The sequence below is a fragment of the Nostoc sp. genome, assembly GCF_036919555.1.
GTDB lineage: Bacteria > Cyanobacteriota > Cyanobacteriia > Cyanobacteriales > Nostocaceae > Nostoc.
This window is the reverse complement of record NZ_JBALCS010000072.1, coordinates 24,707-43,075: the sequence shown is the minus strand read 5'-3', so window position 1 is coordinate 43,075 and position 18,369 is coordinate 24,707. Positions and strand designations below refer to the sequence as shown.

Below are 18,369 nucleotides of genomic sequence, written 5' to 3'. Positions count from 1 at the left end.
TACGCGACACCCTACACCCTTTTGATTTACCCCCCGACATGAACGCCAGGACGCCTGTGGGAATTCTTTTCAGCCCGACGGAGTACTTCACGGGTAACTACAGCAATATCACCCTCTCCAAACAAGATAAAACGCAGTAAGTATTGTATGGGGTTGCCTTCAACCCAGCCGAAGTAGGCATGGGGAATCTTACCTGTTTGGTCACGAATATACAGCAATAAAGCCGCGATCGCATTAGGAACTGCTGCACTCTCAGCCCGGAGGATGCGGTAATCACCAACTTGCACCCCTTTTACTTTGATCACATCCGCAAACTCCGAAGCATCTGATACATGAATCTCTAGAAAAAGAATTGGATCGTTGGGTGGAATATGGTTATCCTCGCGGACTTCTTTCTCTTTCATAAAATACTCTAGAACATCGCCCTTATTCAACCGATTTGCAATCAATCGTATTGCTCCCTGGCTCTCTTCGGCAAGGAATTGGCTAGCAAGTTCGTCAAATTCGATCTGCTCTGTTCGCAGTTCTGTTGAACGCCAGACACGAGAAACCAGCGAGGTAAAAATGATCGCACCGATGAAGAACCCCGCGATCCTAATACCTTCTGGTCTTTCGATGATATTGATAATAGTGGTATATAAAAACAACAGTGTGATTATGCCAAAAACGAGTTTTGCCTGCTTCTCTCGATGACGGTGGGCTGATAAGGTTACGGCAAAGGCCGCTGAGGTGATCAACACAAGCACACCAGTTGCGTAAGCCCCACCTTGGGCTTCCACATTTGCCCGAAAGATAATTGTCACAACAAAGGCGATCGCTGTATAGACCAAAACTAAAGGTCGTGCTGCTCGTGCCCAATTTGGTGCCATGCCATAGCGTGGTAAGTAGCGGGGCACAATATTCAGCAGCCCTGCCATTGCAGATGCACCTGCAAACCACAAAATGGAAATAGTACTTAGATCGTAAATTGTGCCCAAGCCATTGCCTAGATATAGATGTGCTAAATAAGCAAGGGCCCGTCCGTTAGCTTTGCCCCCAGATGCAAATTCTGCGGTTGGAATCAGTAGAGTAGTTATAAAGCTGGTGGTGAGCAAAAAGAAGCTCATAATCAGAGCAGCACTGGTGAGCAGCTTGCGTGTATTCCGAATCCGCCCTTTGGGATGTTGGGAAGTGTCACTGTTGGTACCTTTGACGAGGGGCATAACGGTCACGCCAGTCTCAAAACCTGACAATCCCAGCGCTAGCTTGGGGAATATCAAAAGAGCTATGCCGAGTAGCATCAAAGGGTTGGAATGGCGTGCAAAAAGTGCCGTCTGCCAGTTAACGATCGCTTCTGGGTGAATTAGGATCTGATACAGACCGACGTTAACGATAATCAAGTTTAACAGCAGATAGACTGCCACTAAAACTACTGCAATCCCAATCGCTTCTCGGAAACCTCTCAAGAAAACTGCGCCTAGTAATGCAACTAAGATGAGAGTGATTGCGATCGTCTGATTGTGAAGCCAAATTGGGGCTAGTGGATTTTCGATGATATGGGCTGTAGCATCAGCAGCCGATAAGGTAATGGTAATAATAAAGTCGGTTGCGACAAAGCCAAGTAGGCACAGCACAAGTAATTTGCCTTGCCACCAGGGGAGCAAACGCTCTAACATTGAGATTGACCCTTCCCCACGAGGGCTTTCGGCAGCAATGCGCCGATAGATTGGCAATGCTCCAAAGAGCGTCAGCAAAACCAGAATCAGGGTAGCTATAGGAGAAAGAGCGCCAGCTGCCAGTGCTGCAATCCCAGGTTGATAGCCAAGGGTCGAGAAATAATCTACACCAGTCAAGCACATCACCTGCCACCAAGAATGCTGGCGATGTGGTTTTTCCTTGCGGTAAGGCCCTTCCTTCTCTCGTCGGTCTTCTTCAAGCAACCAGTCGATTAACTGTTTGCCGAGCCGTTTTGTTGAAACAATTGATTTAGCCATCAAATACGGTTGTGTTGCAAAAGTCGGCTTTGTGATTTTTTTAAGCCTTTATAGTTTATTAAAATTTTGAACTACAAAGATATAGCACTATTATTGTAAGTTAAGCATCCTGTCTGATTTACAAAATATATAATCGCTGCTCGTAGTCGTCTGGGGTATCAAGAGCAATTGTAGCTTTTGGTATCAGAGTAATCAATAATGTAACCGTATATTTTCGTATTAAGGCTTTTGCACCCTTAGCACCATCATCAGTGGTGAGGAATTGTCAGCATTAAAAATTGAAGATGATCATGCCAATATTTTACTGAATGGAAAAGTTCTTTCTATAGAACCCATTTGACATCTTTTACTGTCTTAAAGTAAAGTTAGCGCAAAAGCCGTATCCAGCAGTCATGCCATACTCTAGCAGCCTCACAGACGAAGAGTGGATAATCCTCGAACCCTTATTGCCTCAGATATTACCGATTAAGAAGCAGACAAGACCGCCTAACTGGACAAAGCGAGAAATTTTGGATGATATCTTCTATCAACTCAAGAATGGCTGCAATTGGGAAGACTTACCCAAGGACCTGCCCCCTTACTCGACGGTATATTGGCATTACAAGCAGTGGCGGGCTGAGGGAGTGATCGATAAACTGATGAGCATCTTACACGCTCAAGTACGCGAACAGGTTAAAAAAAAGCCAAGTGGACAACGTTGCTGATCATCGACTCTCAAGCAGTAAAAAACACTTGTAATGCCAGCGCTGCATCGAAAGGATATTGTTTCTACAAATCGACTAATGGCATTAAAAGGCATTTAGCCGTTGATACCCTGGGATTTCCCTTCTTTACTCACTGCACCAAAGCGAATGTATCTGATGATACGGGTTTGATTGAGATGTTAACTGAAAAAATCGATTATTTCAAGTCAAAACCCGTCAATATTCCCAAAATCACCATCCTGCTGGACCACGGTTATCACCCTGAACATCTCACAGAGGAGTTACAAAAGGTTTATCCCCAGATCATGACGAAAATCAGATTTGAACTTTCGGCTAAACCATCAAAACTAGAATTGAAAGCGCAAGGGAAATCTGGGTTTGTTCCGGTTGCAGCAAGATGGGTAATTGAGCGGTCAAATGCTTGGATGGAGAGATGCAAAATTCTCGTCAAGAACTTTGAGAGAACTCTAGCTAATGCGACTACCAAGGTTAATCTTTGTTTTATTCGGCTGATGGTTAAGAGGCTTGCAGCACCTTCTTAGATGTCAAATGGGTTCTATAATAGGTTTGGTAATATCGAAGGTGAGCGCCTTTATGATTACCTACTAGCCCGACGGTGGTTCAAACCCCCGTCTCATAACGCAAGTCTTCTGAAGATGCGATCGCCTTTCTATTACCTGGAATAATAGAGGGCGATCGCTCTTTAGTGTGGGTTGTAGCGATCGCCTTTAAAGCGGTATAAAAACAGCAGAGCCTACAAACCTATCTAACCGAAAATGCCTCGTTGAACCGCCGTGTCACAGGCTCAGTGATGAATGTCAAAATTGACTTTTTACGAGTGACAATTTCACCTGTAGCAGTCATCCCTGGTGTAAATTCTACTTCTTGACCCCGCACGTTCACTGAGTGTTTACTTAACTTAATTCTTGTCGGAAAAACTAAGCCTAATTCTTTATCAACAATTGCATTCGGACTGACTTGCATAACTTCGCCCTCCACAGTGCCAAATTCCTGGAAGGGGAAAGTCGCCATTTTCACTTTTGCCTTCATTCCTTGACGAATAAACCCAATATCGCGGTTAAGAACTTTTACCTCTAGGAGCATTTCTTCCCCTTCCGGCAAAATTGACACCAATTCTTCACCCGATTGTACTGGCCCCCTGGTGGCTTTGACTCTGTAAATTGTACCAGCAACGGGAGCTTCAATCGTTTCTAAAGCTTGCTGCTTCCTCGCCTGATCTAATTGACCTTGAACAGTTGTTAATTCTTCTTTACGCTTGTTGAACTGGGTCAAAATTTCACTTTGGCGTTCTGATGCTACACGTTGGGCTTGACTGCGTGCAGCGTTGTAAGCTTGTTCTGCTTGGTGAATTTCTTGGACTTGGGCAGCAATATCTTTTTCTAATGATGTGACTTTATCTTGAGCCTCTGTGATTTTATTCTGGGCGTTAGTCACTTCATCTTGTGATCTAGTGATTTCTGTCTTTGCACGAGTTAATTTTTCTTGGGCATCCAGGTAATCCACACGAGGTACAGCGCCAGGAGTAATTAGGGTGTGTAGGCTTTTTTCCCTTTGTTGTGCAAGCGTCAAATTACTTTCAATTTTAATTCGGATGCTATCTGCGTTGACAAGATTGGTTTTGGCATTGCCAACGCTGCTTTTGGCATTAACTAAATTGTCTTGCAATCGAGTCAAGCGGACTTTGGCTTGATTGATGAGTGCTATTTGGCGATTTGCTTCTGCTTCCGCCGCAGCTTGACGCGCTTGGTAGTCTTGTAGACGGGAGGTTAAAAGTTCATCTTGCAGTTTTGTCCCAGTAGTTTTGCCTCCGGTGCGTTCTGCATCCAAACGTTGTAAATCGTCTTGAATTAATCTAGTAGATTTAGCTAGGCGGGAAACATCGGTTATTTGCAAGTCTGGATCTTTTTGAATCAGAATTTGACCTTTAGTAACGCGATCGCCTTCTTGCACTTTGACGGCGACAATTGACCCTCCACCCAAGGATGTCACGGGTCTTACCTGTGTGGAAGCAATTAATTCCCCTGGTGCTGTTGCTACTTCATCTATTTGTGAGAAGTACGCCCAAGCGATCGTCCCAAATACGATGGCAGTCATCGTTCCCGCTAATAATCTCGTGTACAGGGGTGGCAATTCCTGTACTGCCTTCCCCAATTCATAGGTGAGTTGTTCCTCTGGTTGGGCGAATCGCTCTTTCGTCTGACGTGCTTGAGCAGCATTTGCAGCTAGGGAAGATTTCATAGAATTTTAGATTATTGGGCATTGGGCATTGGGCATTGGGCATTGGGCATTGGGTATTAGTTTTTCTGCTCATGCCCCATGCCCCATGCCCCATTACCTAATTTAAACTGCTAGATAGCGCCGCAAAAAGTTTTCTAATGTCTCCAACTGGAAGTTAAAAATCGCCTCTAAATTGGCAATTTCATCTTTTGTACAGAGAAATTCATTTGCTAGCAATGTGCGATAAGTTCCCAAAGCTTTTTGGATTTGGGGATTAAATAAGCCTAATGCACTCTGTAACCCATCAATGACAAATAGTGGTGAGTTAATTATTACTGGTTCTTTGATAAAGATCCGACCAAAAATCCGAGGAATATCTTCTCGTAATAAAATCTCCGGGCCTCCCACTGGTAAAATCTGGTTGCGAGCGCCTTCAACTGTCACAGAATCTACCACTATCTTTGCCAAATCATCGGTACTGACAATTGAGGTACGGTTTTTGCGATCGCCAATCAGCAGATACAATCCTGTTTCCCGGAATCGTTCTACTAGTGGCAGCAAGTTAGATGCTAATCCAGCTGGGCGTAAAATTGTGTAATTTAAGCCACTAGCTGCCAAATATCGTTCTACTGCTCGTTTGGCTTTGAACACAGGAGCATCTTCATATCCGCGATCGGCTCCCAATACGGAAATGAAGACAAAATGCTCTACGCCATTGGCTTTTGCTTGGTCAATCAGTTCAATATTGGCGCGGTAATCTAAGGATAGAGCATCGCTATCAGAACCGTGGGCGCTGATAATATACTTCACACCCCGACTAGCTTTCTGAATATCTTTTTCCTCTAGCAAGTCACCGATAAAGATTTCTGCACCCCGGTGTTCTAACTCGCTGTAGCGCGACGTAAGGCGGACAAATGCCCGCACAGACTGTTCTTGTTGTCGTAGGAGTCGCACAACTCTGCGACCAATTCCTCCCGTTGCTCCAGTTACTAGAAACATATAAATACCTAAATTGAATACTTTCAGCGTTTATAGTTCTTGAAATCCTTGATATATGCTCAAAATCCGTTGAACAATACTTAAACAACATGAGCATATCTTTATACTTTGTTACTATGCTCAAGCTCTCCTCACGCCAATTAAGCCAATAGGTCACACCTTATTTATCTTAATACTCTAAAAATTATCCCCCATATCTTTAGTAGATGCAGGGGATAGGTTAATGGGATTAGTTTTACTGGCTCAACAAGTCAATAGCTTGTTCAAGCGACATCTTAGCTTTGTGCAAGTTCAGAACGCGTGAACATAAAATAGTAGTGTCCATTTTTTGAATTGGATATTGGTGGTTGTACTTCCGGCAAGTTGTAGCAACCACCAAAAAACAATTTAATCTGCTGCCTACCAGTGATTCAGCTTATATTTATATTTATACATAAATGCCTAATCCTAAAGGTCATCCAGAAAATTTAAACCCATTTAAATCAGAGAGGGAAGAACCTTTAAGTGAGCGTCTTAACTTACGTGTCACAAAAACTATGAAAGAAGAACTATCTACTAAGGATGATCCTCCAGAATTTTGCCGTCGTGCAATCCAGGAAGCATTAGATAAAGATAGAGAAAAGTAATCTCAAAGGGATAGTTCTCAGGAGTGTGTGAATTACTGGGATGAGTCAGCAATCAAGCATATTGCTATCTCAATATGCTTGATTGCTTGCGGAAAACACCGAAATGAGAAAGCAAACACAGCTTTTGAGTAAGTCAAATGCCATTTTGCTTGCGGAATACACCAAAATGAGTAAGCAAATACAGCTTTTGAGTAAGTCAAATGCCATTTTGCTTATTAAATTCGACTTTAGGGACTCCCAAATAAAAAAATACTCAACTACTTCTTGTGGGCATCTCGCCATTGGTCAACTTAAGCGCAAACCCCTTTAAAACCTCGTTTCCAGCCTCTGGCTGGAAATGCTCTTCAATTGCGGCAGAGCCGCAAGTCTTGAGGCCGCAACCCCCCGATTAGGCATTCCAACTGGGAACGAGATAAAGTAGACCCGCGCTGTAAGGGTTTCTTAAGGGTCATACGTGGGTTGACTTTCGGACAGATACTGAGGCTATGGAGCAGTTAATTTGGGGTATCACTGGAAAACCGCCAGAGCGAAAAGTTCTGTAACAGTTTGCTGAGATATTTATACTCATGAGATAATTTCCTAACTAACTAACAAAATAAATTACTCAATATTAGTATGACCAAAGTATCAATCTCTAGTGTGGAGTTACCAATTCATCTCCGTACTAAAACAATTGCTCGACGTTTAATAGTCATAGTTATCAGCCTCACCTTCGCAGGCGTTTTAAGTGGCTATTTTTGGCTCTCGAAGTTTCCCTTGCCTGCTAGCAAATGGTTTTACCAACTATTTAGCCTTGATGGCGAATTTAATATTCCTGCTTGGTATTCCGCATTCTCTCTATTATTTTGTTCGGGATTACTTAAAGTAATTACTGTTATTAAGACGAAAGACCGCCATTTCTCTTACTGGAAAACCCTATCTTTTATATTTCTATATTTGAGTTTGGATGAAGCATTTAGTTTTCACGAGATTTTGATCATACCGTCAGTGCGACAAGCGCTTCATCTCAATCCTATATTTTTCCAAACCTGGGTTATTCCTGGTGTGGCTTTAGTGGCAGTTTTTGCATTTAAATATCTTAAATTTTGGCTTGCTCTCCCGCCAAAGACTCGGTATTTATTTTTTATTGCCGCAGTTGTTTATGTAGGTGGAGCATTAGGTATGGAAATGATCGGTGGGCTTTTGATAGAAGATTTTGGTCGCCGTAGTATCATAGCGTTAACGGGTATAGTTATTGAAGAGTCTTTGGAAATGATAGGAATTGTGATTTTTATTTATGCGTTGCTAGCTTACCTTAGCAGCTTGAAAGAAAGTATTCAACTGAAAATCTATATCTCTGATCAATAAATTTAGGCGGCTCAATATACCCAACTTTGTGGGTTAAAAAACCTTAATTTTCTCTTAGCCCACGGAGGAAAGCTCTTGTTTGTGTAGCCGCGTTCGCGTCAGCGTGCCGGAGGCTCTATTCCATTCACCCTGGCTCTAAGTTGATACCAATGAATATTGTTAAACCCCTACGAAAAATATGTTTTTTCAAACAATTCATATTTGGTATTTTCTGTCAATACGTAAGTCCTATATTTTTTGAAAATCCCTTATTTATTTTTCCGATGCAGTAACTATTAACTATAGGACTCATATTTTATTTTTGAAATACAGGTAGTGGCGTGGCAAGGCTAACGCACCACTTCAGATTTTAGGTGCGTTACGCTACGCGATAACACACCCTACATATACTTAGATTTTTTCAAAAATCAAATCGAATTGCTATAGTAACTTAAGTAAGTAGGCAAGAATAAATCAAACTATATTACGTAATATAAAATTAATTAAAGCAGTAAAGATAATGCGTTGGCAATTCTTGCCGATATAGAGAAGTGGATGTGAGGAGACTTATAAGTGAGTGACGAAGATCAGTTTGATGTCTTCCTTTGCCACAATAGCAAAGACAAGCCTGAAGTAGAAGAAATTGCTCATGAATTAATAAGACAACGAATTAAACCTTGGCTAGATAAGTGGGAACTTCGTCCTGGTTTAGTATGGCAGTCTTTACTAGAAGAACAAATATAAAATATTAAATCAGCAGCAGTTTTTGTCGGTAGCAGTGGACTTGGCCCCTGGCAAAGTCAAGAGATGAGAGCTTTTTTAAACGAATTTGTAGAGAGAGGCTGTCCCGTGATTCCCGTTTTGCTTGGGAATACACCACAGCAGCCTAAACTTCCAATTTTTCTTAGGGGTAATACGTGGGTTGACTTTAGGACAGATACTGAGGCTATGGAGCAGTTAATTTGGGGTATTACTGGAAAACCGCCAGAGCGAAAACCAAAGCCACCGCCAGTAATTCAAGCCGATGACCTCAGTTCTGAGAAGGGAGTAAACTACACGCGATTGCGAGATTTGCTAGCAGCAGGCGAGTGGAAAGAAGCGGATGAGGAAACTTTAGCTGTTATGCTCAAGGCATCTGGCAGTAAAGAGGGAAACAACTTTACTCAATCCATAAGTATTTTTCCCTGTACTGACTTACGTACTATTGACCAACTCTGGGTAAAATATAGTGATGGGCGCTTTGGCTTCAGCGTTCAGAAGAAGATTTATCTGAGCGTTGGTGGGAAGGCTGACGGTGAATATTATAAAGAAGTCTGGGAAAAATTTGGCGAGCGCGTAGGATGGAGAGTAAAAGAAAACTGGATTTCTGACTCAGATATAGCTTTTAACACTTCAGCACATGAGGGACACCTACCTTGTGCGTATAGGTTTGTGGAGAGTTTCTTTGGTTCTGAGGAAGAAGTTCTCTTTTCTCGCGTTGAGACTTGTGAAGTTTAAAATTTAAGCACTTTAGACTTTTATAAATATTTATAACAGGGTTGTTTTCAACGAGTTAATAAACATTTCAGTGTCCCGGTGGTTGAAATTTCGGGGTAAGCGAGTCATGAAGTGAGATAAGTTCTTGTTTAGTCCTCTTCAGAGGACTTTGGCTATTAGCCGTAGGTTTCTAACCTATGGCGGGTGACGGGTTCAAACGTGAGATTGTGGACTAAGATTTGCACCATTGCAGAATGTTGGCATTGCCCACACGTCCTCCTCAGAAGAAATTCTGCGGCTCATAGCGAAAGTCATCTAAAGCTGACTGAAATTCTTGTTTTAGCGTGAATTCGACGGCTCATATCATGTTCGCTTGATTACTTATTAAACCCGGAGAACCCCACCCCGCCAAAGCTGTGCTTTGTCTCCCTGCCCCTAATCCCCAGAGGGGACCCCGAGTTCCCCGCAGGCGGGGAGGGGTTGGGGGTGGGGTTCTTTTTTTGGGCGTTATCGGAAACGCACTATTTATACTTTATGCAAACAGCCCACCTCAAAACTATTCAGAAGCTTTGTTATTAGCCCTATTGGCACGCGCCTCAGCTGAAGCCATCACTTCATCCATATTCTCTAAGACTTCGCCAGGGAAGTTTTCCAAAACTCTGGTAGAAAGAGCAACCCGCCCTTTACCCTCATCCAAGTCAATAATTACAGCTTTAATTGGCTGACCAACTTTAAATACCTTTTCTAGAGATTCAATGAATTTTTGGCTTACCTGCTTGATATGAAGCAAAGCCCCCATACCATTTAAATCGACAAACACACCAAAAGGTTTGATGCCAGTAACTTTACCTTCCACCAGTTGACCTAGTTCTAATAAGCTGAAGTTGCTAGAACGAGTTGCTAAACGCTGGGAAAGGATGAGTTTGTTGGTATTACGATTAATTTCCAAAAAGCCCACAGTCAGATTTTGACCTTTGAGTGCTTCTAAATTATCACGCTCTGCCAGGTGCGATCGCGGAATAAACCCCCGCAAAGAGAGAATATCGACGGTAACACCACCTTTATTTACACCCATAACCCGTACTTGCACAGTCTGAGCATTTTCCTGCATTTCCGCCAGTCGTTCCCAGATGTGCTGAATTTCCAACTGCTTTCGAGAAAGGGTGACTTGACCTTCTGCATCCTGATCTCGGATAATCAAAAACTGCATATCCTCTTGCAATGGCAGCACCTCCGATAAATCGGTAACTGCTCTCAAAGAAGCCTCATCGCGCGGCAGAAAAGCTGACGACTTGCCACCAATATCGACATAGGCTCCATCGTGGTCAAGTTGGAACACTTTGCCATGTACAACCTGTCCCTTTTGAAACTGGTAGTCGTGTTTTTCTAGTGCTTTGGCAAAATCGTCCATTGTAAATGACGAATTGGCTGTTTGAGAAAGTTGCGATTCGGAATTCATGACTTTTGAAGATTAATTGTTATTTGATCTGGTGCCACTGGAGTTTAGATTGTCCTTTGTCATTTGTTCTTTGTCTCTAATTCTTACTAATAACAAATGATCAAAGACGAACTTGGTTACATAGTTTTTAGGTCAGTTGACCAAAAAGTTGTTTCACTTGCTCCCAAGCATCGGCTGCCGCTTTAGGATTATAACTGGCACGAAGGTTACAGAAAAATCCGTGATTAGCTCCATCGTAGCGAAACACACGATGAGGAATTTTATATTTTTCTAACTCTGCTTCAATCTCATCTACTTGTTCGGCTGGGATGCTAGCATCTTCTTTACCAAAGAAGGCATAGAGAGTGCCTGGAATTTCTCTGGTGCGGGAGATAGTAGGAGCGCCACCTCCTAGTGTGCGGGTGGTAATTCCAGCACCGTAGAAGGAAGCCGTAGCTTTAATATCTGGTAAGGTGGCTGCAAGATATGCGACATGACCACCAAAGCAGAAACCAATACAGCCAAAGCCATCTTTTTTGACTTGGGGCAGATTTTTGAGGTAGTCAATTGCTAATTGAATATCGCTCAATAACTCTGATCCTTTAGTTTGCATAGCGTAGCCTCTGCCCGTTTCCATATCTTCGGGTGTGTATCCGGTTTCAAAACCAGGAGCAACCCGTTGGAAAAGTGCAGGTGCGATGGCTACATACCCAAGTTTGGCAATCCGTTCTGTAACTTCCCGAATGTGAACATTGACACCAAAAATCTCTTGTAGTACCACCACTCCTGGGTAAGATCCAGATTCTTTTGGCTCTGCCAGATAAGCAGACATTTGAACATTATCTTGCAAAAGATTAACCGTTGTGGTAATTATTGCTTGCTCTGTCATAATAATTATTACCAGTGCTATGTGATTAGCCTTGTGTTTATTTGATATAACTATGCCAGTATGGCCAAGTTATTTCCAATTAAATTATTAATTACCAATAATGAACGCATTAGAAATTTTTCCCCGAAGAACTTTATATGTAAATAGAATATTTGATATGTAGCAAATGCAGCTGGAACCAAAAGAGTGCTGAGTTAAAAGTGCTGAGTAGGAAAGCAATACTCCCCACTCCCCACTCCCCATTACCCCTAATCCCCAGAGGGGTCCCCACCTTCCCCACTCCCCACTTAGTATTCAAGAGGTTTGATGATGATTCAATTTCGTATTCAGCCAGACAGCGAAATTCCCGCATCAACCCAGCTGTTTAATCAAATCCGGTTTGCAATCGCTTCTCGGCAATATCCCCCTGCTTACAAATTGCCAAGTACACGCGCGCTAGCAATGCAAACGGGATTACACCGTAATACCATTAGCAAAGTTTACCGTCAACTGGAGGAAGACGGATTTGTTGAAAGTATTGCTGGTTCAGGAATTTATGTTCGTCCCCAAGGTCATGAGGGCGGTAGCAGGCTGCAATCACCAATTCTCAAACAAAATCCTGATGCATATCAAGTTGTCCAGCAAGCACTTGATAATCTGCTCTCTCAAGGATGTTCACTGAATCAAGCTAGAGAACTATTTTTAGCGGAAATTGACTGGCGCTTGCGTTGTAGTGCGCGAGTACTGGTTGCAGTTCCATCTTATGACATGGGTGCTGGTGAGTTGATGGTGTATGAATTAGAACGAGCTTTGAAAATCCCAGTACAGTTGGTAGCAATGGAAGAATTAACATCTGTGCTAGATAAAACTACCTCTGCGACAGTAGTCACAAGTCGGTATTTTATCAGTAATGTGGAAGCGATCGCAGCTCCTAAAGCTGCACGGGTAATTCCTCTAGATATCTACGACTACACCAAAGAACTCAACTTATTAAAAACCCTACCAAAAGAAAACTGTGTAGGCATAGTTAGCCTCAGTTCTGGGATTGCACGAGCCGCAGAAGTAATCCTCCACGGTCTGCGAGGGGATGAACTACTAGTGATGACTTCTCAACCAAAAGATGCTTATAAACTTCAAGCAATGGTTAAACGAGCTGAGGTAATTATAACCGATCAAGCCAGTTTTGCCGCAGTGCAAGCAGCCGTGCAAGCATTTGATGAAGATATTATTCGTAGACCAAAGCTGATTAAGGTTGAAAATTATATCGGCACTAATTCAATTAACTTGCTCAAACGAGAACTGGGTTTGAGTTAATCTAAAACTTAGAATATCAGGTCAAACTGAGTAATCGGCAAGTCGCAAGAGGTTTGATATAGGCAGAACATAAACCGCCAAGTTCCCTTTGTACAGCTTTGTCTAATTGTGGATAGTTTTGTACAGATTTTTAGAAGCGGTACTGAAGAGAGGATAAGAATGGTATAGGCGGACACACCTAACAAATACTCAGGATTATGATTAGACATCTGCTAAAAATAATGTAGAGACCTACCAGCGCTACGTCTCTACAATGCTTCTAGATCACAAATATTTCAATCAAAAACGAAAGCTCAAAAAAGAGCAAAACTAAATAACCAAAAACTTATTTCATTGGTGATTGTAGTTGGTCAAAAATTGAGGTATAATTTGCACAAATAGTCAAAAACCAAGACTAAAAACCAAAAAGTTAGCAACCCTTAGTTAGCTTTTAACAAAAATATTATCTCGTCTTAGATTTTTGAAGTCACAAGTACGGTTGGCCTGACCGAAAATTAACGTCTGGGGACTGTTGTAGCCGACTACCTTGGGCGAAGCAGGAAGATAACATCAAAGTTAGTTTTACCTAAGTTTGAGTAAGTTTATTAGAGCAGATTAACAAATTATCACACCTGTGGTTTTGGTGTGGTAATCTGCAAAAACTCTTGCACCCGTTGCAGGTAAGTTGGAGCGTCTTCCAACATCGGGAAATGCGCTGTACCGGGAATCATCGCAAATTCAACTTTGTCACTCAGTGCAGCTGCTTGACTCCCCATCTCGGCTGAAATAATTTTGTCATACTCCCCTGCCACTAGCAAAGTCGGCACAGTCAGCTTGGCAAACTCTTGCGGCATTAATTCAGCTTGAGCTTTACTGACTGAAGTAAAAATTGTCCCTAAAGCCGCATCATAATCTGCTTCGAGAAAATCTTGCAAAAAAGCTTGACGCTCAGAATGTGGTATGGAACTATGTAAAAATCTTGCCATAAACATCCGGTCAACAAATGGGATTTTACTTAACCACTTGGGACGAAATTTTACTACATAGCCACCGAATTTATGAAAGGCACTAAAAGATTTTTCGTCATACTCAAAAACGCCGCTACACGTTAAAATTCCTCGTTCCACTCGTTCGGGGTAGCGGTTAAAAAATAAAGTGGCAACAGATGCGCCCATTGAGTGAGCATGGATATGCACACGCTCAATATCTAACCCATCTAGCAAAGCTGCCAAATCATCAGCATATTCCTCTAATTCATAGGTTAACTCTCTAATTGCCTCCGATTCTTCCTGGGGGGACTGAGACTCGGCAAAAGATTCACTTGCTTGAGCTATAGTCGCCTTACCACGAGAACGGCCAAATCCCCGCAAATCGTAGAGTAAACAATCAAATTGCTCTGATAAAACATCAGCCGTATTTTGCCAATACCTAGCGGAACCAGCCCAACCGTGCATGAAAACCATGACTGGTTTTACCAAAGAACCAGATGGCTTTTTCACCCATTCGTAGTAATGCTCAACCCCACGAACACTAATATAAGGCATTTATCATTTGTCCTTTGTCGGTTGTCATTTGTCCTTGGTACATGGTTATTAGTCCTTAGTTTTTGACAAATAACCAATGACCAATGACTAATGACCATTAAGCTGACTCTGGCTTCGGTAGTGAAGATGGATGCATTATCAGTTCGGCAGTCGATCGCTTCTCGACCATCTCCCGTGTTACTGTACAGCGTGTCACATCCTTACGGGATGGTAACTCGTACATTACGTCCAGCATCAGTTCTTCGACAATGCCCCGTAACGCTCTAGCACCAGTTTTACGGCGGTAGGCTTCTTGAGCGATCGCTCGCAAAGCATCTGCTTTAAAATCTAACTGGACATTATCCATCTTCAGCAGCTTTTGGTACTGCTTCACTAAGGCGCTGCGTGGTTGGGTGAGAATCGCCATCAGCGCTTCTTCATCTAGCGGATCTACTACTGCTACCATTGGCACGCGCCCAATAAATTCTGGAATCATGCCAAATTTGACTAAATCATCTGGTTCGAGATGGCGGAGAGTGTCTGCGGCTCGTTTCTCCTTCGATTGCCCTTCTCCCGGTTGCACAAAGCCGATTGCTTTTTTGCCAACTCTCTGATCTACAATCTTTTCTAAGCCCACGAAGGCACCACCACAGACGAACAAAATATTACTTGTATCAATCTGGATGCAGTCTTGATAGGGATGCTTGCGTCCTCCTTGGGGTGGTACATTGGCGATCGTTCCCTCTAACATTTTCAGCAAAGCTTGCTGCACGCCTTCGCCAGAAACATCGCGGGTAATTGACGTGTTCTCGCTCTTACGGGCAATTTTGTCAATTTCGTCAATGTAAATAATTCCCCGTTGTGCTTCCTCTATATCCAAATCTGCCACCTGCAACAATCGCAGCAAGATATTTTCCACATCTTCTCCCACATACCCCGCTTCCGTCAGTGTCGTAGCATCAGCGACGGCAAAGGGTACATCCAAGATTTTTGCTAGGGTTTGTGCTAAGAGAGTTTTGCCGCAACCAGTCGGGCCAATTAACAAAATGTTGGACTTTTGCAGTTCTATTGCATCATCTGCCCCAGCTTTGCCACTGGCTTTAGACTGAATCACCGCCAGCCGCTTGTAGTGATTGTAAACAGCTACTGACAGCACTTTCTTCGCTTCGTCTTGACCAATAACATGTTCGTCTAGATATTTTTTAATCTCTCTGGGCTTGGGTATTTGATTAAACGAAATACTAGAAGAATGGGTACGCCGTTTTTGAGGTGGTTCTGCTCTTGGTGCTGGTTGTGCTGCTGCACCAGTGGTATCGAGTAACTCCTCGTCTAGTATTTCATTACACAAGTCAACGCATTCATCGCAGATGTAGACTCCCGGCCCCGCGATTAATTTACGCACTTGCTCTTGAGACTTGCCACAAAATGAACACTTTAAATGGGAGTCGTACTTAGACATACCAGCCTCTTATTTCAGAATGGTGACGTTTTCCCCTGCTGTGGGAAGATTTTGCCTGGAAATGACCTGATCAATCAAACCGTAGTTCTTCGCCTCATCTGCGGACATAAAAAAGTCGCGCTCAGTATCTGCTTCAATTCTTTCTAAGGGTTGACCAGTATGTTGAGACATTAACTGATTCAACTTGGACTTAATGTAAAGAATTTCTCTGGCTTGAATTTCAATGTCAATGGCTTGACCTTGAGCGCCACCAAGTGGTTGGTGAATCATAATCCGGGAGTCGGGCAGAGACATTCGCTTACCGGCAGCCCCTGCTGTCAACAAAAATGCCCCCATGCTCGCGGCTAATCCAAAACAGATGGTAACAACATCAGGGCGAATTTGTTGCATTGTATCATAGATTGCCATCCCTGCGTAGACCGACCCGCCAGGAGAATTAACATACAGTTGGATGTCTTTTTCTGAGTCTTCGGCATCTAGGAATAACAACTGAGCCACGATTGAGTTGGCTACGGCATCGTCTATTGGCGTTCCCAAAAAGATAATCCGCTCTCGCAGCAGGCGGGAGTAGATGTCGAAAGCCCTTTCTCCCATGCCAGACTGTTCTACCACCATCGGCACGATGTTGCTAGGGCTGTTTAACTGGGAGTTAATGTTTATTCGACTTAAGTTGCTGATGGGGTTATTTCCCGACTGCGATAGAAGCATACAACTAAATTTGACGATAATTTAGGACAAATGTTTCAGCAGCAAATGCTGCCTTTTCGACGAATGGGATTTTTATAAGCTACGTGTTAACCATTATGCCTCATATAATTTCCTCTCGTCTAACACAGTATCAAGCTCAGGTAATAACAGGTGTCACTATTTGCGGAAAATTCATTAATTCTTTAATTATTCTGGCTTGATCGCAAAGTCGTGAACCCATTTCACCAGTACTTTAACTCAGAACTGGTGAACTCGTGGCTGTGGGATTTTTATTATCCTTCTGTGACTTCTGTAGAAGCTCCGCTGTTTTCTTGTTCTGTCTGAGGTGCATCAGCATCTGATTCTGTCAGTTCCGTTTCCTCTGTGGGACTCAAGGAGCCTTCGGGTACAAGTTCAACTGAAGAGTGTTCTAAGAGCCAATCGATGATTTTTTCGGTTAATAGTTCGTTTTCCACGATTGAGCGCAGTTTATCTTCATCAACGTCTTGTTCTTCCGGGTATTGCTCCAAAAGTTCTGTAACTCTGGCTGCGACTTCTTCTGATGTTAGCTCGATAGATTCGCGTTTACCGACTTCCCGCAAGGACAAGGAGCGTTTGATGCGTTCAATTGCCTCAGTGCGCGATCGCTCCCGCAACTGAGCAATAATATCTTGAGTAAACAAATTCTTCACATCTAGTCCCTGCTGAGACAGTCGGATTGCTGTTTGCGTTAGCATTGCATCCACTTCTTGCTCAATCAACGTTCCTGGTAAGTCAACTTCTACGTGGTTGAGCAGTTCCGTTAACAAGGCTTCCTGCTTATTGGTTTTTGTTTTGTCGTCCGCCTCTTTTTGATATCGCTCTACCAAAGAAGCGCGTAACTCCTCTAAGGTTTCAAAATCGCTGATTTCTTGGGCGAAATCGTCATTTACTTCTGGTAGCTCCTTTTCCTTCAACTCTTTGAGCGTCACTGTGAAAGTTGCCGCTTTTCCAGCTAAATCTTCGTTAGCATACGGAGCTGGGAATTGCGCCGCAATTTCTTTGGTTTCTTCAGGATTCATCCCCACTATTCCCGAAATAAAGCCTGGTATAAACTTATCTTCCTGCAACTCAACTTGAAAATCAGTTGCTTCGGCTCCGGGAATAGGTTCTAGTTCAGCTGTTTCGTCTTCGCCCTCAACTTTGGAGAATGAACCTTTAAAATCGACTACGGCAATATCGCCGATTTGGGCTGCACGTCCTTCCACAGGAATCAATGTCGCCAATTCTTGACGTTCCTTATCCAGCGTGTTTTCCACTCGTTCTGGATCAAACTTGACTTCTTCTGCCTTAGCCTGTAAATCAGTGTACTGCACTAGATTCACTTCTGGTTCTACATCGACAGCAGCCGAAATCGTCAGGGGTTTTCCAGGTTCATAATTCTTAATCAAATCTTCAAAAGAAGAGAGCAATTGCGGCTGACCGATTGCCGGGATAGCTTCTTGTTTGACTGCTTGCTCAATGCCATCTTGAATTAGTTCTTCCAGTGCTGCTGCCTTGATTCGAGTTGTACCCAGCCGTTGTAGTAATATCGGGCGAGGCACCTTGCCTTTACGAAACCCAGAAATATTGGCAGTACTCGCTAAGTTTTTAATGACCTTTTCGTAAGTTTGCTTGGTAATTTCCGGCGTAATCTCTATTTCCAGTCCAATTTGGCTGGCGGGAAGTTTTTCCTGGGTGACTTTCATGCTTCGTCTCTAGTTTTCTGGTATTTTATACT

At 43.0% G+C, this 18,369-nt stretch carries 16 protein-coding genes; 7 read left to right on the top strand and 9 right to left on the bottom strand.

The genetic code is table 11. From position 1 onward, the window contains the following. Positions 1 to 26 precede the first annotated feature (26 nt). Complete coding sequence (locus V7K36_RS19700) at positions 27 to 1,973, bottom strand: amino acid transporter (protein WP_335118450.1); 1,947 nt, start codon at positions 1,971 to 1,973, stop codon at positions 27 to 29. A gap of 392 nt (positions 1,974 to 2,365) precedes the next feature. Here V7K36_RS19700 and V7K36_RS19695 point away from each other — a divergent pair, with 392 nt between their 5' ends. Both V7K36_RS19695 and V7K36_RS19690 read left to right on the top strand, forming a co-directional pair. After that, the gene (locus V7K36_RS19695) at positions 2,366 to 2,677 is read left to right on the top strand and encodes a transposase (protein ID WP_335118448.1); all 312 of its coding nucleotides are present in this window, start codon (positions 2,366 to 2,368) and stop codon (positions 2,675 to 2,677) included. Next, positions 2,671 to 3,219 carry a transposase gene (locus V7K36_RS19690; protein ID WP_335118446.1) on the top strand — a complete coding sequence of 183 codons (549 nt, stop codon included), beginning with the start codon at positions 2,671 to 2,673 and terminating at the stop codon, positions 3,217 to 3,219. The genes V7K36_RS19695 and V7K36_RS19690 overlap by 7 nt, the downstream gene beginning before the upstream one ends. Before the next feature lie 220 nt (positions 3,220 to 3,439). Here the strand turns inward: V7K36_RS19690 and V7K36_RS19685 are convergent, their stop codons facing one another. Beyond that, positions 3,440 to 4,936, bottom strand: coding sequence for an HlyD family efflux transporter periplasmic adaptor subunit (locus tag V7K36_RS19685; protein ID WP_334948061.1), 1,497 nt, complete (start codon positions 4,934 to 4,936; stop codon positions 3,440 to 3,442). A 102-nt stretch (positions 4,937 to 5,038) separates the two neighbouring features. Then, positions 5,039 to 5,914 carry an SDR family oxidoreductase gene (locus V7K36_RS19680; RefSeq protein WP_335118444.1) on the bottom strand — a complete coding sequence of 292 codons (876 nt, stop codon included), beginning with the start codon at positions 5,912 to 5,914 and terminating at the stop codon, positions 5,039 to 5,041. A 437-nt stretch (positions 5,915 to 6,351) separates the two neighbouring features. Here V7K36_RS19680 and V7K36_RS19675 point away from each other — a divergent pair, with 437 nt between their 5' ends. From V7K36_RS19675 to V7K36_RS19660, 4 genes are all read left to right on the top strand, one after another. Beyond that, positions 6,352 to 6,540: a hypothetical protein gene (locus V7K36_RS19675; protein WP_109007706.1), complete on the top strand. Its 189-nt coding sequence runs from the start codon at positions 6,352 to 6,354 to the stop codon at positions 6,538 to 6,540. 639 nt (positions 6,541 to 7,179) lie between these two features. Next, on the top strand, positions 7,180 to 7,887 hold the full coding sequence (locus V7K36_RS19670) for a hypothetical protein (RefSeq protein ID WP_335118442.1): 708 nt from the start codon (positions 7,180 to 7,182) through the stop codon (positions 7,885 to 7,887). Between the two features lie 552 nt (positions 7,888 to 8,439). Next, a complete protein-coding gene (locus V7K36_RS19665) occupies positions 8,440 to 8,610 on the top strand; it encodes a toll/interleukin-1 receptor domain-containing protein (protein WP_335118440.1) in 171 nt (56 codons plus the stop codon). Between the two features lie 204 nt (positions 8,611 to 8,814). Continuing rightward, positions 8,815 to 9,363: a GUN4 domain-containing protein gene (locus V7K36_RS19660; protein WP_335118438.1), complete on the top strand. Its 549-nt coding sequence runs from the start codon at positions 8,815 to 8,817 to the stop codon at positions 9,361 to 9,363. A 535-nt stretch (positions 9,364 to 9,898) separates the two neighbouring features. Here the strand turns inward: V7K36_RS19660 and V7K36_RS19655 are convergent. Continuing rightward, positions 9,899 to 10,801 carry a S1 RNA-binding domain-containing protein gene (locus tag V7K36_RS19655; protein ID WP_335118436.1) on the bottom strand — a complete coding sequence of 301 codons (903 nt, stop codon included), beginning with the start codon at positions 10,799 to 10,801 and terminating at the stop codon, positions 9,899 to 9,901. 127 nt (positions 10,802 to 10,928) lie between these two features. After that, positions 10,929 to 11,669, bottom strand: coding sequence for a dienelactone hydrolase family protein (locus V7K36_RS19650; protein ID WP_335118434.1), 741 nt, complete (start codon positions 11,667 to 11,669; stop codon positions 10,929 to 10,931). 309 nt (positions 11,670 to 11,978) lie between these two features. Here V7K36_RS19650 and V7K36_RS19645 point away from each other — a divergent pair, with 309 nt between their 5' ends. Next, positions 11,979 to 12,962, top strand: a complete 984-nt coding sequence (locus tag V7K36_RS19645; RefSeq protein WP_335118500.1) for a GntR family transcriptional regulator — start codon at positions 11,979 to 11,981, stop codon at positions 12,960 to 12,962. Between the two features lie 605 nt (positions 12,963 to 13,567). On the opposite strand, the gene V7K36_RS19640 is transcribed toward V7K36_RS19645, so the two are convergent. The 4 genes from V7K36_RS19640 to tig all read right to left on the bottom strand — a co-directional run bounded on the left by V7K36_RS19640 (position 13,568) and on the right by tig (position 18,337). After that, positions 13,568 to 14,485, bottom strand: a complete 918-nt coding sequence (locus V7K36_RS19640) for an alpha/beta fold hydrolase (RefSeq protein ID WP_335118432.1) — start codon at positions 14,483 to 14,485, stop codon at positions 13,568 to 13,570. A 97-nt stretch (positions 14,486 to 14,582) separates the two neighbouring features. Continuing rightward, positions 14,583 to 15,923 carry an ATP-dependent protease ATP-binding subunit ClpX gene (gene clpX / locus V7K36_RS19635; protein ID WP_335118430.1) on the bottom strand — a complete coding sequence of 447 codons (1,341 nt, stop codon included), beginning with the start codon at positions 15,921 to 15,923 and terminating at the stop codon, positions 14,583 to 14,585. A 9-nt stretch (positions 15,924 to 15,932) separates the two neighbouring features. After that, entirely contained in the window at positions 15,933 to 16,631 is a 699-nt protein-coding gene (gene clpP, locus V7K36_RS19630; RefSeq protein ID WP_335118428.1) for an ATP-dependent Clp endopeptidase proteolytic subunit ClpP, read from the bottom strand. Positions 16,632 to 16,903: 272 nt separating this feature from the next. Continuing rightward, on the bottom strand, positions 16,904 to 18,337 hold the full coding sequence (gene tig / locus V7K36_RS19625) for a trigger factor (RefSeq protein WP_335118426.1): 1,434 nt from the start codon (positions 18,335 to 18,337) through the stop codon (positions 16,904 to 16,906). Positions 18,338 to 18,369 lie beyond the last annotated feature (32 nt).

What these genes read in the sequence shown, in the direction of transcription:
- V7K36_RS19660 (WP_335118438.1), top strand. Translation starts at nt 8,815, where the DNA reads ATGGAGCAGTTAATTTGGGGTATTACTGGAAAACCGCCAGAGCGAAAA.
- V7K36_RS19640 (WP_335118432.1), bottom strand. Translation starts at nt 14,485, where the DNA reads ATGCCTTATATTAGTGTTCGTGGGGTTGAGCATTACTACGAATGGGTG.
- V7K36_RS19675 (WP_109007706.1), top strand. Translation starts at nt 6,352, where the DNA reads ATGCCTAATCCTAAAGGTCATCCAGAAAATTTAAACCCATTTAAATCA.
- clpP (WP_335118428.1), bottom strand. Translation starts at nt 16,631, where the DNA reads ATGCTTCTATCGCAGTCGGGAAATAACCCCATCAGCAACTTAAGTCGA.
- tig (WP_335118426.1), bottom strand. Translation starts at nt 18,337, where the DNA reads ATGAAAGTCACCCAGGAAAAACTTCCCGCCAGCCAAATTGGACTGGAA.
- V7K36_RS19695 (WP_335118448.1), top strand. Translation starts at nt 2,366, where the DNA reads ATGCCATACTCTAGCAGCCTCACAGACGAAGAGTGGATAATCCTCGAA.
- V7K36_RS19700 (WP_335118450.1), bottom strand. Translation starts at nt 1,973, where the DNA reads ATGGCTAAATCAATTGTTTCAACAAAACGGCTCGGCAAACAGTTAATC.
- V7K36_RS19685 (WP_334948061.1), bottom strand. Translation starts at nt 4,936, where the DNA reads ATGAAATCTTCCCTAGCTGCAAATGCTGCTCAAGCACGTCAGACGAAA.
- V7K36_RS19650 (WP_335118434.1), bottom strand. Translation starts at nt 11,669, where the DNA reads ATGACAGAGCAAGCAATAATTACCACAACGGTTAATCTTTTGCAAGAT.
- V7K36_RS19655 (WP_335118436.1), bottom strand. Translation starts at nt 10,801, where the DNA reads ATGAATTCCGAATCGCAACTTTCTCAAACAGCCAATTCGTCATTTACA.
- V7K36_RS19680 (WP_335118444.1), bottom strand. Translation starts at nt 5,914, where the DNA reads ATGTTTCTAGTAACTGGAGCAACGGGAGGAATTGGTCGCAGAGTTGTG.
- clpX (WP_335118430.1), bottom strand. Translation starts at nt 15,923, where the DNA reads ATGTCTAAGTACGACTCCCATTTAAAGTGTTCATTTTGTGGCAAGTCT.
- V7K36_RS19645 (WP_335118500.1), top strand. Translation starts at nt 11,979, where the DNA reads ATGATTCAATTTCGTATTCAGCCAGACAGCGAAATTCCCGCATCAACC.